Raw genomic sequence first — 16,500 nt, 5'->3', positions numbered from 1 at the left:
GATGTCCTCAAGACACACTCACCGTCTAATCCCTGCGTCGCACGGGGAAGGAGTTCTAAATTTGCTTTCTGGATTTGCCACTTGTCCAGGCTTGTTTTATGCTACACCCGCCGCAGATGGTATATTATCTCGTGTTAGAATACCAGGTGGAATTATTAGTAGTCAGCAGTGCCGTGCGATCGCAGATATAGCAGATCAGCATGGTGGCGGCTATATAGATGTAACTAACCGAGCTAACCTCCAAATTCGTGAAATCCGCACACGGATAAATGCTGAAGTTCTGAAGTACCTACAGATGATGGGATTGGGTTCTAGCAATACTCTTGTAGACCAAATCCGCAATATTATGACCAGTCCAACTGCTGGTATCGATCCCCAAGAATTAATCGACACTCGCCCTTTTGTCCAAAGTTGGGATGATTATATTGCAGCACACCCGCCGCTTTCGGGACTGTCGGCAAAATTTAGCGTTTGCTTTGATGGTGGTGGGATAATTCGGGTGTGCGATCGCTTGAATGATATCACCTTTGCAGCTGTTTTAGTTGATGGTAACGTTTATTTTCGCCTCTATCTCAGTGTTGGCGAGAAGGGTCAACCGCCCAGCAATACGGGAATTTTGGTATCACCAGAGCAATGTTTACCTGTCTTGGCAGCTTTGACGGATGTCTATCTAACTCATAGTCATACTACGAGTAAGCGGCGGCTACGTCTCTTAGAATTATTGAACACCTTGGGTTGTGAAAATTATCTCCAGGAAGTTCAACAGCGTTTACCTTTTTCTCTTTTGTACAGTGAAAAAAGAAAAGACCTAACCCCCCAACCCCCTTCCCTTGCAGGGAAGGGGGAGAAATTCTCCCCTCTCCTTGTAGGAGAGGGGTTGGGGGAGAGGTCAGATATGAAATATCAGCATATTGGCATCCATCGCCAACGTCAGCCAGGCTTATTTTACCTTGGTGTCGTCTTGCCCCTGGGCCGATTGGAGAGTAGACAGATGCGGGGTTTAGCGGATTTAGCAGCAAAATACGGCAGTGGAACTCTCAGGCTAACCCCTTGGCAAAATTTGCTCCTTACAGATATTCCTCAGCAATGGGTTACTCATATCCAAAGTGAAATTGCTTTCTTAGGATTAGATTTCTCTGCAACCAACATCAAGAGTGGATTAGTTGCCTGTTCTGGAAAAAAGGGTTGCACCGCTTCTGCCACAGACACTAAAAGTCATGCGTTGGCATTAGCAGAGTATCTGGAAACTCGCGTTACTCTCGATTCCCCAGTTAATATCCACTTTAGCGGCTGCGAAAAGTCTTGTGCCCAACATAGCAAAAGTGATATTACTCTCCTCGGTGTCAGCATTGAGACTGATAATCAAACTGTAGAGGGCTATCACATTTATGTTGGTGATAACAAGCAGAAATTCGGACATGAACTATATCAATATGTAACTTTTGCCGAACTACCTGCATTAATAGAGCGGATGCTATATGTATATAAAATTCAACGCTTAAATTCTGATGAGTCCTTTGGGGAATTTGCTAATCGATATCCAATAGCACAATTACAACAGTTATTTAATAAATACTTAGAAGATATAAGCATAGATAAATACAGATGATTGATTCCTCCGTTTCTCTTACTCTGTTTTCTCTGCGCCTCTGCGGTTAATTAAATTAGATATTCTTCTAGTGAAAAGAAAGTATCTATATTAACCAACAAATCAATCCAAAATTTAAAATCCAAAATTGAATGCCCGACTATATCCGAGATGCCAACGAAATTTACCGCAATTCCTTTGCAATCATCCGGTCAGAAGCGAACCTAGATGTATTGCCAGCAGATGTAGCAAAAGTTGCTGTACGCCTGATTCACGCCTGTGGAATGACGGATATTGTCACAGACTTGGGATATTCACCAACAGCAGTACAATCCGCAAGGGCAGCACTGGCAGCAGGAGCGCCAATTCTCTGCGATTGCCGAATGGTTGCCGATGGCGTTACCAGACGGCGGTTGTCTGCAAACAATCAAGTTATCTGTACCCTCAACGAGCCAGAAGTGCCAGAACTTGCCCAGCGTATGGGTACTACAAGGTCGGCGGCAGCTTTAGAATTATGGCGATCGCACCTCGAAGGATCGGTAATCGCAATTGGCAATGCCCCCACAGCCCTATTCCGACTGTTAGAAATGCTCGATGAAGGAATGCCCAAACCTGCGATTATCTTAGGCTTTCCAGTGGGGTTTGTCGGTGCAGCCGAATCGAAAGCAGCATTGGCAGCAGACAGCAGGAATGTACCATTTTTAACCTTACACGGTCGGCGCGGTGGAAGTGCGATCGCGGCAGCAGCAGTAAACGCCCTGGCAACGGAGGAAGAATGAATATGCAACCCAAAGGTCGTCTTTATGGAATTGGTGTCGGCCCAGGCGATCCAGAACTATTGACTCTGAAAGCGCTGCGGCTATTACGTGCGGCTCCTGTGGTAGCTTATCAATCAGCCACAGATAAACAAAGTATCGCTAGAGCGATCGTAGCGCAGTATCTTCCTGGCAATCAAATCGAGGTGCTATTTCACCTCCCCCGCGCTTTGGAGCCAGAAAAGGCAAAATCTATTTATGACCAAGAAATCCAACCAATTGCCGACCATTTAGCAGCAGGTCGAGATGTCGTGGTGCTGTGCGAGGGCGATCCATTTTTCTATGGTTCCTTCATGTATCTGTTCACGCGGTTATGTGACCAATACGAAACAGAAGTTGTCCCCGGAGTTTCCTCACTGATGGCTTGTCCGGTAGCTTTGGGTGTACCTTTCACCTATTACACCGATATCCTCACAGTTCTACCCGCCCCATTGCCAGCAGAAGAACTAACTACACATCTACTGATGACTGATGCCGCCGCGATTATGAAACTAGGTCGTCACTTTACCAAAGTACGAGATATCCTGCATGAATTAGGGCTAGCATCACGGGCGAGATATATTGAGCGCGCATCAACATCACAGCAACGCATCATTCCCCTAGATGAAGTTGATCCAGCCGAAGTACCTTATTTTTCAATGATTGTGATCCCTACTAAGAATAGATTATAGTGTGTGTGACTTGAAGAAGATTCTGTCCAGGTTTTCCTACCCCTGATAACCCAGAATTTATAAGAAGAATTCAGGAGTCAGAATTCAGTATGAATTCTGTACGAATGGTTGATAGCGCAGCGTAAAGCCTTCTGGGGGTTAGGTTTTTGGTGGACTTTTCCACATAACGTGAAAAGTCAGGACAAGCGATCGCAGTATAACTTAACGTGAGTTCGACGAATCATATTAGTGTCCATCTAATTAGCTGTAAAAAAGACCTCTAAGAAGGTTTTACTATGCAAAACCGTCCCTCTCCGAGTCGGAGAGGGACAGACTTGAACTTTAGTTCAAGGCAGGGAGAGGTTTATCGAACTCAGGTTAACTTAGTCGTTTGCCCTGGAATGTGAACAAGAATTACTTAAAGACGGTAACAGACAACGAGATATTTGGGGTGTGGATTGGTCTGTTTTCACTCAGGAAATCGTGTTTGAGTCAATCATCAACATTCAGTAGACCAATTTCTCTCGCTTAGGTGATGTCAAAGTCAAGTAATACAATATATGAAAACAGTTGACACACAGAAATCCTATGGTTTGATTTAGTTAATTTGTTCTCAGATGATTGGCATAGTCTCATCTAATACTTTTCATAACTGAGATATGCCTTTTGTTAGAAGGATAATCACATTTTTATAGTTAATGTTTATTTATACTTCAAAAAACAAGCTAATTGGCATGACAAATTTGATTTCTCGGACTATTAGTCACATCAGTTCCTTGCTTAAAGGACTTCAGACAAAAAGTTTGTTGGCTGTTGTCCTAGCTGGTTTTATAATACTGACAACGAATGTTGGTTATGGGCACAACGACAAAGCCTTAGGAGAAAGAGTTCGCGAACAGGTACAGCAAGATGATTCTCAAAGACCAAAAACAATAGGCGAGTGGAATAAAGAAGCTCGTGAAACGGAAGGTTCACCTGGAAAACGACTTCAAAAAATTGGTGAAGAGTCAGCAGAAGCCTTTAAACAATTCGGATCTGGGTATATAGAAGGCGCTCAAAAAACTGCTAGTGATGTAGGGGAAAGTGCAGCGCAGACAGGCAAAGATATCTCTAACCAAGTTCGACCCTAAATACGTTACTACACTCTATTGGTAGCTAGTAAGCTAGGTGTCAACTGAAGAAGAGTGCTGAGATGAAAGACTGCGCCACTTGCGGGCGGGGCTTTTACCATAGTGCAAAAGTACCGAGTATTCAATCTTCTTTACTCAGCACTCAGCCCTGAGTATGGTAAAAGCCAGTCTAGAACAAGCTTTTAGACATATATCTCGTTTCCAGCCTCTAGCTGGAAACGAGGTTTGTCATTGCAAGCGGAGCGCAGCAATCCCAAACCTTTGCGATCGCAAATCATCGTCAGTGATTTAACGATATATGCAAAGGTGAGATGCTTCCATCAACTACTGCTACAATAAGCGTCTGAGTTGGCATAATCCAAAGCCAGCTAATTAATTTTTGACAATACTCAGTCCTGAGTGTTGAATAAGTAAAAAACTACTCAGCACTTATGTACTTGGTACAAGCCCCGCCTCTTGTAGGCGGAATCTTCATGCATTGAGAGAAGGTTGATACCCCACCCGCAAGTGGTGTGGTCTTTTAACTCAGCACTCAGCACTCGGAACTCAGCACTCTTCATTTAGTATACTTAGGGGGTTGTTTGGAAAAGCGTCCATTGGGGTTAGTGGCAATTGTTCTTTACAAATCATTTGCCGCCTTGCTGCTTATGGTTACTTCGATCGCTTTATTATTGACATTAAAAAATTATCAAACTCTAGAGGCATTTTCAGACGACTATGTTTTAGAAGGTAAATCGATAATTATTGATTGGCTTTTAAGGAAAGTTATTAACTTAAATCCTAGAACTCTGGCATTTAGTGGTATTGGATCAGGAATCTATGCCATCGTTACGGCTATTGAAGCCGTTGGTTTATGGTACGAAAAGCGTTGGGCACACGTCTTGGTATTGGTGCTTGTCGGTATCAGTATTCCACCAGAGATTTATGAATTAATTCGGGGAATATCTCTGATAAAAGTAGTTGTTTTTGTGTTGAATTTAGCTGTATTTGGCTATTTACTCCGAAATTTTCCTAAACATTAAAACTAATTTTTTATGTTAACAAAAATGAACAAGGCTGAAACCCTCTTGACTTGAAAGTGCTGGGTGCTAAGTGCTGAGTGCTGAGTGATGGTGAAATAACTCCTGCCCCCCGCCCCCGCTCCCTGCCTTATCCCAACAACCTTATGGGGATTGAAATGTTTGACGACAAGAGGCTACAGGTTTACGCAAAACCAAGACCCCACGTTGTACAATCACTAGAAATACAATCGGGAGAGCGACTTGCCTAGATCGATTCAGTCTACTCAACCACCACTAAAATTTATTCCCCAACGGTTGAACCCGCTGGTACTCCAGATTGTTAGGTGGTTATTGCCGATCGCACTACGGTTTCGTACTCGCCCTTGGCTACCGGCTGGAATTGTCAAAATTGAAGCCCAGAATGTTGAGGTATTAGCTGAACTTTATCAACAATTCCAGGCTGGAAAAATTCGCCTTTTGTTGGCATTTCGCCACCCAGAGGTGGAAGATCCCCTCTGTATGCTGTATTTGCTTTCTCGCATTGTACCAAAAGTTGCTCGTCAAAAAGGGATTACACTACCATCCCTAGTTCACAGCTATTTTCTTTACGATCGCGGTATGACAGTTTGGGCAGGAAAGTGGCTAGGTTGGCTGTTTTCTCGCATAGGAGGTGTGCCCGTTCGTCGCGGTAGGCGACTAGATCGGCAAGCGATCCAAACTGCACGGGAGTTGTTTGCTAATGGCGAACTACCGATCGCAGTAGCACCAGAAGGCGGTACTAATGGTCATAGTGGTATTGTTAGCCCCTTGGAACCTGGTGTTGCTCAAATGGGTTTCTGGTGTGTAGAAGACTTACAAAAAGCTAACCGGACTGAGACTGTAATCATTGTACCGATCGCTATCCAATATAGTTACGTTGAGCCACCTTGGTCTAAACTAGATTGGCTATTGAGTCAGTTGGAAGCTGATAGCGGCTTGGTAGTTAGGGAAATTGATTCGGGTAATCGCGAAGAGATTTACTATCAACGTCTCTTTAGGTTGGCTGAATATCTGATTACCGAGATGGAAGAGTTTTATCGTCGCTTCTATCATCAAGACATCCCTAAAACCATCTTAATTGATGAATCTGCTAATACTAATCAAGTATTAATTGCCCGACTCCATCGTTTACTAGATAAGGCTTTACAAGTTACTGAGCAATATTTTGAAGTTCAAGGACAGGGTAATTTTATTGACCGTTGTCGCCGCTTAGAAGAGGCTGGCTGGAGTTACATTTACCGAGAAGATTTGCCAGATATTAATGCTTTAGCACCCTTCAAACGCGGTTTAGCAGACTGGATTGCAGAGGAAGCCGACTTGCGAATGCGACACATGCGGATAGTGGAAAGTTTTGTTGCAGTCACAGCTACTTATATTCAGGAAGAACCAACGGCGGAAAGGTTTGCAGAAACAGCTTTGCTTGTATTCGATATGCTTTCTAGAATTCAAGATACAACACTTCCAGGACGACCTCGGTTAGGTCTGCGACAGGCACAAATCACTGTGGGGGAGCCAATTTCAGTTACAGAACGCTCTCGGAATTGTCAGGGCGATCGCCAGGCGGCTAAACAAGCTGTGAGCGATTTGACAAAAGATTTGCAAATCGCTTTAGAGAAGATGATTAGTTGAAGAATTCAGAATCAAGATGCTCGTGAATGAACAAGGCAAAAGTAAAAAGTAAAAAGGTAAAAGAAAGAAAAAATTGTAGGTTGGGGAGCCACTGCGTTGCGCGGGTTAAGAGCGTTGTAGCAAGTGGCGTTGGAGGCTTTGCGTAACCCAACATTCTGATATATGTTGGGTTGCGCTCCGCTCCACCCAACCTACGTCTAATGCACTTTTTACTTCTTAATCACTATCCGCCAGGCGTACAGAATTCATTCTGACTCCTGACTCCTGACTCCTGAATTCTGTTCGATAAGGGAACTCCAAGAAATAAATTATCCAATATTGTGGGGTGGGCATCTTGCCATAGGTGTCAAGTTAAGCTCAAACTTTCTATGTCAATAAGCATTTATGCTGATAAATTCGGTTTGAAAGGGAAAAAAAACGAACTTTTTCAGGGACTATGAATGCTTTGTTTATTAGCATTACTCCCAGCTAGCGTCTAAAAGTCAGAAAAAAGTTCACCTTTATACTTCGCTCCTAACAAAACCCATCGTTGACAAATGGGTTTTAACCTTAAGTTGACACTAATGGCATCTTGCCCGCCCAGTCTATAGGGCAATACAGTTCAGTTAAGCTTCTCTTCCTTTGCGTCCTTTGCGTCCTTTGCGTCCTTTGCGGTTCGTTAAAAAAAAGAATTTTAGCCTTAACTGAACAGTATTGGTCTATAGGGCTATCGTGTCGCCCACCTCACAAGAGTTAATTGGATATTTTTTTATTTGGAAGTCCCTAACAAAAATTCTAAGACTTTTTCGCTCGAATTTTGTCAAAGATTGCACCTTCATCAAAGAATTTTTTCTGAATCTCGTCCCATCCTCCTAAATCTTGAGCTTTAAAAACAGTTTTAATTTTGGGAAATTTACTTTCCACTTCTTTGGTAACAGTCAAGTCAACGGGACGAAATCCTAATTTGGTAAACTCTCGTTGCGACTCTGGGGTGTAAAGAAATTTGATAAATGCTTCTGCAATTGCTCTAGTACCATGTTTATCGACATTTTTATCTACAACAGCAACAGGATTGTCAATGGAGATATTGACATCAGGCACAACATACGAGATTTTTTGGCCATTTTTTGCTAACAAAATCATCTCGTTTTCGTAGTTGAGCAGAACATCACCTTTATTATCATTGAAGAATAGTTCAGTGGCATTTCGAGCCGTTTTAGGCAACAAAGGGGCATTGTTATAGACTTTAGAGGTAAAGTCTATTGCTTGATTTTCATTTCCGCCGGTTTTTGTCACAGAACCCCAGAGACTAAGGAAATTCCAGCGAGCGCCGCCAGAGGTTCTAGGATCAGGTGTAAGTACATTTACGCCATTTCGAGCCAAATCTGCCCAAGTTTTGATATTTTTGGGATTACCTTCACGAATAGCGATCGCATCTAAAGATTTGGTAACAATTGCATCATTAGGCGCTTCTTTTTCCCAACCTGGTTGAATAAAACCTGCTTGCACAAGTTTATTAATATCAAGGGCAAGTGATAGGTGTACCACATCAGCTTCTTTACCATCAATCACGGCAAGAGTTTGGGAACCTGACCCATCATAACTTTGATTGAAAGTGACATTTTGATTATGTTCTTTCTTCCACTGTTCGATAAACTTGGGAATTATTTGCTGGTATGCTGCATTAGTAACTGAGTAAGAAACAAAGTTTAAGGTTACATCACTTTGGGAAGTTGTACCAGCATTATCAGTAGGATTATTGGCATTAGGTGGAGAGCAGGCAGCCATCACGATACTCAAGCTAACTCCGACGAAGAATAGGGACGCAACACCCCACGAAGAATACTTATACAACCAATTTCCTATTAGTTGTACGCGCCATTGTCTGGCAGCGTGTAAAGCTTTCACAATATAAGTCTGAACTAATTCAGTCAAATATTTCCTTGATTTAGGATTACGTTGCCCCTGGTTCATCAAATTTTCCCCTGAATCTGCGATAACTTGAGCAAGATGCTGTAGTTAAGGGGCATTATAAAACAATGGTTAAGGATAAATAACTTTTTATTAACCTAAATTTAAACAAGTTATTTAAGGGAAGTGGGAGGCTGTGAAAAGTCAGAAAAGCCTACTTGATACCAAAAAGCATAGTAGAGAAAGGCAAGTCTGACCAAAGCTAACGATGAAGTGAGTTAAAATCCTGATATCTTCAATAACTAACCCACGCAGAACGCCCCCGAAAAAGCGTTGGCAAAGCCCACCGTAGGTATCGCTATGCTTCAGTACCCCAATCTCGAACAAGCGCTAAAATATCACTTCGGTTACGACAGATTCCGCCCCGGACAACGGCAAATTATCGAAGATGCGCTGCAAAATCGAGATTTATTGATTGTTATGCCTACGGGCGGGGGTAAATCTCTGTGCTTTCAGTTACCTGCATTGATCAAAAAAGGTTTAACGGTGGTGGTGTCGCCATTAATCGCTTTGATGCAAGACCAAGTGGAAGGATTGCGGAATAATAACATTGCTGCCACATTTTTAAATAGTAGTCTGAATCCTTATAAAGTGCGATCGCGGGAAGAAGCCATCCTCAGCGGCAAAGTGAGATTACTTTACGTTGCCCCAGAACGTCTGTTGAGTGAAAGATTTCTCCCATTTCTCGATTTAGTTAAGGAAAAAATTGGCATTGCGGCCTTTGCCATTGACGAAGCTCACTGCGTCTCTGAGTGGGGACACGACTTCCGCCCAGAATACCGTCAGATGAAATCTCTGCGGAAACGTTATCCTGATGTTCCTACCCTTGCCCTGACTGCCACAGCAACCGATCGTGTCCGGGCTGATATTATCCAACAATTAGGGCTAAAGCAACCCAGTATCCACATTGCTAGCTTTAACCGTCAAAATCTTTACTATGAAGTTCGTTCTAAAAGCAAGTCTGCTTATGCTGAATTATTAGAACTAGTTCGAGAAAGTGATGGTTCAGCAATTATTTATTGTCTGACGCGAAAAAAAGTTGATGAACTCACCTTTAAATTACAAAATGATAAGATTGCCGCCTTGTCTTATCATGCCGGATTAACTGATGAAGAACGCAGCAGCAATCAAACTCGATTTATTCGAGATGATGTGCGTGTCATGGTGGCAACAATTGCCTTTGGGATGGGCATTAATAAGCCAGATGTGCGGTTAGTAATTCACTTTGATTTACCGCGTAATTTAGAAAGTTATTATCAAGAATCAGGGAGGGCGGGAAGGGATAGCGAACCATCACGTTGTACACTTTTTTTCAGTTTTAGTGATATTAAAACCATTGAATGGAGTATTGATCAAAAAACCGATCCTCAAGAACAGTTGATAGCTAAACAACAACTGCGTCAAGTAATTGACTATGCTCAAGGTACTGTCTGCCGCCGGACAATTCAGCTAGGTTATTTTGGAGAACGTTTTCCGGGAAATTGCGGTAACTGCGATAATTGCCGTTATCCCAAACCAATGCAAGATTGGACAATTGAAGCCATGAAGTTTTTATCTTGTGTGGCACGTTGTAAAGAAAGATTTGGGATGCTGTACATTATTGATGTATTGCGGGGGGCAAAAAGCCAGAAAATCGTCCAAAATGAACACGATCAACTTTCTACCTACGGTATTGGCAAAGATAAAAGTGTGGATGAATGGCGAATGTTGGGGCGATCGCTTTTACATCAAGGATTGCTAGAACAGACTAGCGATGGTTACTCGGTTTTGAAGCTTAACCCTCTCAGTTGGGAAGTGATGCGGCGACAGCGTACAGTTTCCCTTGCTGTTCCGGTAGCACAGAAGATTAATTGGGAAGAAGGCAGTGAAAAAGCTGTTGAAGCGGAGATATTAATGCAGAGGTTGCGATCGCTCCGTAAACAACTTGCCGATGAACAAGCCGTTCCACCTTACGTTGTCTTTCAGGATTCTACCCTGAAATTAATGGCACAGCAACAGCCTACAACAATAACCGAATTTGGTAAACTTTCAGGCGTTGGCAGTCACAAACTTTCCCAATATGGCGATAAATTTCTCACAGAAATTCGCGCCTACCGCCAAGAAAAAGGTTTGCTAGATCCACCACCGGCTAATTTTACACCCTCTATTAGTTTACCTTCCGACACAGAAGTATTCACATTCCAATTGCATAAACAAGGTTTGAGTGTTGATGAAATTGCCAAAAAACGCAACATTCGCCCTACAACAATTATTCGTCATTTGGCAGATTTAATTGAAAAAAATCAGCCTGTAGATTTAAATCAGTTAGTATCTCTTGAACATCAACAAAAAATTTGGCAAGTTTTAGAAGTGCTTGGTGATATCTCTTTGACACCAATTCGAGAACAACTAGGTGAAAGCTATAGTTTTGATGAAATTCGCTTAGTACGCGGTAAGTGGCGGCGCGAAAATCGCAAGTGATCGTATTTTTCTCTATTACCTAATTTTCTTGAGCAGAATTCAGGAATCAGGAGTCAGAATGAATTCTGTACGAGTGGCAGATAGCCCAGCGTAAAGCCTTACGTCGATCTACTTAAGAGTATTCCAAAAAATAAATGATCCAAAACCCGTCATTGCGTTCGCTTCGCTTCGTTCGCAATTGTTGTGTAGCCTGAAAGCCTTAGTGATGTGAAAGTTTCATCTCCCCAATAAATCTTTTTATCTAAATTCAGTAGACCGAAAACTTTTGCGATCGCACACAGAGCGATACCTATAAAGCCGACTGTTGTCAAAAAAACCATATTCTTAGATACATTTTTTAGAAAACTCCTTGAGCAACTTTAAATAGCATCCATCTAACCGAGAATTTGTATTTATTACTTTACCCTCATGCTCCATCTGCGTGCATTTTAACTGTGATTCTAAAGCATCAATCTTTCTTAAAAGCGACACTCCCCACAATATAGAAATCACCAATTTAATTGTCATACCCGCCAGCAAAAGTGTCACGATTGTAGCAGCTCTCTTTTGTTGAGCCAGTCTTTTTTGTTGTTCTGTAAGTCGTGCTTCGACTTCTTTGGCACGTTCAGCTTCTAATGCCTGCTGCACTTCTCGCCGATCTAATTCTTCACTAGCAGCTAAAAATCGATAATCTAAATTGCTCAAGCTTTTACCATTTGCCCAAGTTTGGGCATCAATCAAGGCTTGTCCGCGCAATAGGCGAGATTTATCCTTTTCCTTTGAGGCTACCCAGGCATTGAAGGCTTCATAGTAGGGACGCAAATAAGCTAATTTTTTTCCAACCCATTCTAAATTGAAAACTTCTTGATAAATGCGGTTTTTGATTTGGAGAAAACCTTGCTTTTTAACCACCAAACCAGAGAGCAACAGTTCTACCTGTTCTCGACTATCGTCGGCTGCTACTTTTGCTCCTTGGAGAATTTGCTGATAGATTCCTAGCAATCTAGCGGCAATTTGTTCGTTTCTGAGGATGCGATCGCGAATTGTTCGCAAATGCTCCGGTTCGTCTTGTGATTCCCATTTCTCGATCATGTACGATCGCACCACATTTTCTATCCAAAATTCTTCTGTGCCAGGGGGAATTTTCAGCTTTCTACCAACATCATCTTGAGATAAATTTACCAGTAACCGACACAGCTTTTGAGTAAGAAATGGTTGCCCTTCTGTCCATGCTAATACTTCTTTCAAAACTTTCTGGGGATGATTGTCTTTAATATCCAGCCCCAAAGATAGTGGTTGAGCTTCTTCAAAAGTGAAACCATTTACTTGGATGGTTTTACCAAGATTAAATGGGGTGGTATGATTTCTATTTAGAATTAAGTCTGAAGGTGTCGCAACCCCAAAAATTGCAAATGTAATCCGATGATACTCTGGATCAATTGCTCTTTGATTATAACAGAACCGAATCAAGTTAAAAAAGTCATCGACAGAAAAATCAAGGCTGAGAATACTATCAATTTCATCAATAAAAATAAATAATCTTTCGTTAGGAAACTGAGCTAAGAGATTTTCTGTAATAAACCGACTAAGTTTCTGAAGCAAAGAAATATCATTGTGTTCTTGCCACCAGCTTTTTAAATTGACTTTTCCTAATAGTTTAAAACTTAACCAGATATCACCAACAACTCCCTTGTACCATTGTTCTGGAGTTATATTTTCACAACCAATATTAGTCATATCAACGGTGGCACATCTAAAGCCCTCTTGTTGCAAGCGGTGCTTTGTTTTTACCATGAGTGAAGATTTCCCCATTTGCCTACAGCTGAGAATGTAGCAAAATTCACCCTGTTTCAATGCTTCATAAAGCTCTATATCTGCTCTGCGCTCGACATAGCTAGGAGCATCACTGGTGAGCGTACCACCAACTTGATACCGATAATTATTCATTTTATTGATTTTAAATTCGTTTTATATCTAAATCAAGGAATTTGTCTTGGAAAATCTGAGAAAATTTATATAGTTATTGATAGTAATCAAGTTCTTATTAAAAACCCTCAAAACTAGCTTAAAAACTTCCTAGAAGCATTAGCGTCATTTTGCTTTCCCAACTGTTGGCTAAAATAAAGACGGTATAACTCACACATGGCGCTAGCTTGATTGCCGTTCAATTGAACCAACCCCATACTTTCTAATTTATAAGCTGCGATCACCTCTAACTCCACTTTTTCATCTGTTGCAATTACTTGTTGCATAGCTGACATTAATTCTGGTTCTCTTTGCAGTAGTGTCAACAGTTCTCGTAAATGCTGACCGTAAATTCCTATTGGTGTAGATGCAGTTTCTAATAACACCTCCAGCGTCATTTCTCCCTGACAGAGATGATAAAATGCAAGGCTTACCAGATAGGGATGTCCTCCTACCATTGCTTGTAGGGATGCAAGGCATTTTACCCCTTCCGAGTTTCCTGCACAATCTAATCCGTAACGTAATGCTAAATTCTGTACCTGCTTGAGGGTAAATGGTGGCAGTGTAATTGTTAGCCCTACATTGAAAGGCGATTGGTTGAGTTTCAGCGGAATATAAATTTCTGTGGTGTGAACCACTACCATCCGCAGTTTTTGCCAAGTTTCATCTTGCTTTGCTTGTTCATGCCAAAATCGCAGCATTGGCAGAAAGTCTTGGGCAATATTGGGATGTTCAAAAACCCGATGGACTTCATTTAAAGCCAAAACTATAGGATTATCATTAACGTATTGCAACAGATATGCTTCAAAATAGATTTTGCAGCTTACTTTGCTACCCATTTCTATATCCCAAAAATCATCTAGACAGGGAAAAAGATTGAATTGCCTACTGACATTTATACAAAACCAACGCAAAAATTTATCCAGGGAAGCAAAAACGTCTTGATCAGCTTCTTGAAAGTCTAAATAGACAATTTGATAATCTCGCTCTCTAGCGTAAGCAATCATCCGATTCAGTAGAGAACTTTTTCCCATCTTTCTAGGTGCTTTGATGCGGATTAAGCAACCAGGATGTAAAATCTCATTACAGACAAGTTCTTCCAGGGAAGGGCGATTGATGTAAAGAGGAGAACCCAAGGCAACAGGGCCGCTAGGAAATTCTATCTTGCTTGCTGAAAAAAAGTCTGGAGAAACCATTTCTAAGCTAGATTCTGCGCCGAACTTTGGTTGGATCTGATTTTCTTGATTACCGATCTCGTCTTGCAGGTGATTGTTCAAGGCTAAGTGGAGATTTTTTTTCGTTACTCTTTTTCCAAGTGCGATGGAAAGGTCTTGCCATAACTCAGAGCCAACTTCCTTGATGTAATTGTTGCCGTAGCCTGATGCCTCTGCCATTTCACCGTAAGTTTTGCCCAACCATGATTGATATAGCACAAACCACTGAATTGAACCGAGAGGCTTGTCTTGCAGAATTTTTTTTACAGATTGTAGAAGCTTATCCACAGCGTATAAATTGTTAAGCAGCTAGGAAATTTACTTATACTTTTTAGAGGATGTTTGAAAAGTATTGGGCGAATACAATGAGACTGTTGGTCAATTCACGGTGGGTTTGACCCCTCACCCCTAAAACATTGGTTTGGCGTTGCTTTCCCCCCCTGAAATAAATTTCGGGCTAATAGCTCAAGTCCGTTGAAACAGACCCAAATCAGAGTAATCAGGAATGATGGGTTAGACCCCCTATTAATTCGCCAACAGTCTCATAGAATTCGCTACTACACAAAACTTAGTCCACCTTTCCTGCGGAACGCTACGCGAGCATAGACTAAGAGAAAATCAAGAGTTTTTAACCCACGGACGTGGGTTTGGTTTGTGTAGCCGCGACTTCCAGTCGCCCGATGAATAATAAATTAGACTTTTCAAACAACCTCTTAGACTATTTAATAATATACATCTGAATACATCTGAAAAAATACTTAAACACACAAAAATCCCAGATTGCATTGATACAGTTTTCAACTCTATCAATACATCACAATGATTATTCTATTTATATATTTTTAAATATTCTTTGTATAATTATATATTTTTATCTTAAAGATTAGTCCTTGCTACTTGGAGTAAGAGGTTAGTTCAGCCGAATACAACTTTGAAAAGCTAGTGATAACGATGGTTCACTGGTGTGAGATCCTAGAAAGAGTCAATGGAGTGCGAACAAAATGGAACAACATCAGAAGCCAACGGTTGTAATTACGGGTGCCTCTTCGGGGGTGGGTTTATATGCTGCAAAAGCTCTTGCTGACAAGGGATGGTATGTAGTACTCGCATGTCGGGATTTAGCGAAGGCACAAAAAGCAGCCCAAGCTGTGGATATCCCCTACAACAGTTATACCAGCATACATATTGACCTTGGCTCCTTGGAAAGTGTTCGACAATTTGTGAAGAACTTCCGAGCAACTGGAAAGTCTCTAGACGCTTTGGTGTGCAACGCTGCAATTTATATGCCCTTAATCAAGGAGCCGTTACGCAGTCCAGAAGGCTACGAGTTAACTGTCACCACCAATCATCTGGGTCATTTCCTATTGTGCAACCTAATGCTAGAGGATCTGAAGAAATCATCTTTAGAGCCAAGGCTCGTAATTTTAGGAACCGTCACCCATAATCCAGACGAACTGGGTGGGAAAATTCCGCCACGTCCTGATTTGGGAGATTTACAGGGTTTTGCAGAAGGGTTTAAAGAACCGATCGCAATGATTGATGGCAAGAAATTTGAGCCAGTCAAAGCTTACAAAGACAGCAAGGTTTGCAACGTACTAACTATGCGAGAACTGCACGATCGCTATCACGAGTCAACTGGTATCGTCTTCAATTCTCTCTATCCGGGATGTGTTGCCGAAACACCGCTATTTAGAAACCACTATCCCCTGTTTCAGAAAATCTTCCCATTATTCCAGAAGTATATCACTGGGGGATACGTGTCTCAGGAGTTGGCAGGAGAAAGGGTTGCTGCCGTGGTTGCCGATCCTGAGTATAATCAATCCGGTGTCTATTGGAGTTGGGGAAATCGCCAGAAGAAAGATGGTAAGTCCTTTGTACAAAAGGTTTCTCCTCAAGCCCGTGATGATGACAAAGGCGATCGCGTATGGGAACTCAGCGCTAAGTTGGTTGGACTTGCGTAATCAGACAGGAGGTAGTGTTAACCTTGTGCATGATTCATTGATTTATTTTTTTGAATGAATTGGCATTGTGTGCAATTACTTTAGCCCATAGGGTGCGTTACACTGTGTCAACGCACCAA

Annotated in this window: 13 protein-coding genes; 9 read left to right on the top strand and 4 right to left on the bottom strand. The window is 41.8% G+C overall.

Annotated elements, in window-relative coordinates; genetic code table 11:
- The first annotated feature begins 1 nt into the window (after position 1).
- The 7 genes from cobG (at position 2) to V7L07_RS31725 (ending at position 6,852) form a co-directional block, all read left to right on the top strand.
- Positions 2 to 1,609 (top strand): precorrin-3B synthase, encoded by a 1,608-nt coding sequence (gene cobG / locus V7L07_RS31755; RefSeq protein ID WP_442936103.1) that lies wholly within the window; start codon positions 2 to 4, stop codon positions 1,607 to 1,609.
- A gap of 131 nt (positions 1,610 to 1,740) precedes the next feature.
- Positions 1,741 to 2,367, top strand: a complete 627-nt coding sequence (locus V7L07_RS31750; RefSeq protein WP_335063443.1) for a precorrin-8X methylmutase — start codon at positions 1,741 to 1,743, stop codon at positions 2,365 to 2,367.
- 2 nt (positions 2,368 to 2,369) lie between these two features.
- On the top strand, positions 2,370 to 3,074 hold the full coding sequence (locus tag V7L07_RS31745) for a precorrin-2 C(20)-methyltransferase (protein ID WP_335063441.1): 705 nt from the start codon (positions 2,370 to 2,372) through the stop codon (positions 3,072 to 3,074).
- 375 nt (positions 3,075 to 3,449) lie between these two features.
- Complete coding sequence (locus tag V7L07_RS31740) at positions 3,450 to 3,566, top strand: DUF5674 family protein (RefSeq protein ID WP_335063894.1); 117 nt, start codon at positions 3,450 to 3,452, stop codon at positions 3,564 to 3,566.
- A gap of 221 nt (positions 3,567 to 3,787) precedes the next feature.
- Positions 3,788 to 4,183 (top strand): hypothetical protein, encoded by a 396-nt coding sequence (locus V7L07_RS31735; protein ID WP_335063439.1) that lies wholly within the window; start codon positions 3,788 to 3,790, stop codon positions 4,181 to 4,183.
- Between the two features lie 581 nt (positions 4,184 to 4,764).
- On the top strand, positions 4,765 to 5,205 hold the full coding sequence (locus V7L07_RS31730; RefSeq protein WP_335063438.1) for a DUF2127 domain-containing protein: 441 nt from the start codon (positions 4,765 to 4,767) through the stop codon (positions 5,203 to 5,205).
- Positions 5,206 to 5,445: 240 nt separating this feature from the next.
- Positions 5,446 to 6,852: a 1-acyl-sn-glycerol-3-phosphate acyltransferase gene (locus V7L07_RS31725; RefSeq protein ID WP_335063437.1), complete on the top strand. Its 1,407-nt coding sequence runs from the start codon at positions 5,446 to 5,448 to the stop codon at positions 6,850 to 6,852.
- 774 nt (positions 6,853 to 7,626) lie between these two features.
- Here V7L07_RS31725 and V7L07_RS31720 read toward each other — a convergent pair.
- Positions 7,627 to 8,805: a sulfate ABC transporter substrate-binding protein gene (locus V7L07_RS31720; protein ID WP_335063435.1), complete on the bottom strand. Its 1,179-nt coding sequence runs from the start codon at positions 8,803 to 8,805 to the stop codon at positions 7,627 to 7,629.
- A 297-nt stretch (positions 8,806 to 9,102) separates the two neighbouring features.
- Here V7L07_RS31720 and recQ point away from each other — a divergent pair, with 297 nt between their 5' ends.
- Complete coding sequence (gene recQ, locus V7L07_RS31715; protein WP_335063893.1) at positions 9,103 to 11,262, top strand: DNA helicase RecQ; 2,160 nt, start codon at positions 9,103 to 9,105, stop codon at positions 11,260 to 11,262.
- 149 nt (positions 11,263 to 11,411) lie between these two features.
- Here recQ and V7L07_RS31710 read toward each other — a convergent pair whose 3' ends face one another.
- The 3 genes from V7L07_RS31710 to V7L07_RS31700 form a co-directional block, all read right to left on the bottom strand.
- Entirely contained in the window at positions 11,412 to 11,582 is a 171-nt protein-coding gene (locus V7L07_RS31710; RefSeq protein WP_335063433.1) for a hypothetical protein, read from the bottom strand.
- A gap of 4 nt (positions 11,583 to 11,586) precedes the next feature.
- On the bottom strand, positions 11,587 to 13,188 hold the full coding sequence (locus V7L07_RS31705) for an AAA-like domain-containing protein (RefSeq protein WP_335063431.1): 1,602 nt from the start codon (positions 13,186 to 13,188) through the stop codon (positions 11,587 to 11,589).
- A gap of 113 nt (positions 13,189 to 13,301) precedes the next feature.
- Complete coding sequence (locus V7L07_RS31700) at positions 13,302 to 14,708, bottom strand: AAA-like domain-containing protein (RefSeq protein ID WP_335063429.1); 1,407 nt, start codon at positions 14,706 to 14,708, stop codon at positions 13,302 to 13,304.
- 713 nt (positions 14,709 to 15,421) lie between these two features.
- Between V7L07_RS31700 and V7L07_RS31695 the strand changes: the two genes are divergently transcribed.
- On the top strand, positions 15,422 to 16,381 hold the full coding sequence (locus V7L07_RS31695) for a protochlorophyllide reductase (protein ID WP_179067186.1): 960 nt from the start codon (positions 15,422 to 15,424) through the stop codon (positions 16,379 to 16,381).
- The last annotated feature ends 119 nt before the right edge of the window (positions 16,382 to 16,500 follow it).

Origin of the sequence: Nostoc sp. (assembly GCF_036916985.1) — a bacterium.
Taxonomy (GTDB): domain Bacteria; phylum Cyanobacteriota; class Cyanobacteriia; order Cyanobacteriales; family Nostocaceae; genus Nostoc.
The sequence above is the reverse complement of the archived record's forward strand: the minus strand, read 5'-3'. Positions and strand labels throughout refer to the sequence as shown.

Excerpts from the sequence above, each read along its gene's own strand:
- V7L07_RS31735 (WP_335063439.1), top strand. The coding sequence starts at position 3,788 with ATGACAAATTTGATTTCTCGGACTATTAGTCACATCAGTTCCTTGCTT.
- V7L07_RS31705 (WP_335063431.1), bottom strand. The coding sequence starts at position 13,188 with ATGAATAATTATCGGTATCAAGTTGGTGGTACGCTCACCAGTGATGCT.
- cobG (WP_442936103.1), top strand. The coding sequence starts at position 2 with ATGTCCTCAAGACACACTCACCGTCTAATCCCTGCGTCGCACGGGGAA.
- V7L07_RS31750 (WP_335063443.1), top strand. The coding sequence starts at position 1,741 with ATGCCCGACTATATCCGAGATGCCAACGAAATTTACCGCAATTCCTTT.
- V7L07_RS31720 (WP_335063435.1), bottom strand. The coding sequence starts at position 8,805 with ATGAACCAGGGGCAACGTAATCCTAAATCAAGGAAATATTTGACTGAA.
- recQ (WP_335063893.1), top strand. The coding sequence starts at position 9,103 with ATGCTTCAGTACCCCAATCTCGAACAAGCGCTAAAATATCACTTCGGT.
- V7L07_RS31710 (WP_335063433.1), bottom strand. The coding sequence starts at position 11,582 with ATGGTTTTTTTGACAACAGTCGGCTTTATAGGTATCGCTCTGTGTGCG.
- V7L07_RS31695 (WP_179067186.1), top strand. The coding sequence starts at position 15,422 with ATGGAACAACATCAGAAGCCAACGGTTGTAATTACGGGTGCCTCTTCG.
- V7L07_RS31745 (WP_335063441.1), top strand. The coding sequence starts at position 2,370 with ATGCAACCCAAAGGTCGTCTTTATGGAATTGGTGTCGGCCCAGGCGAT.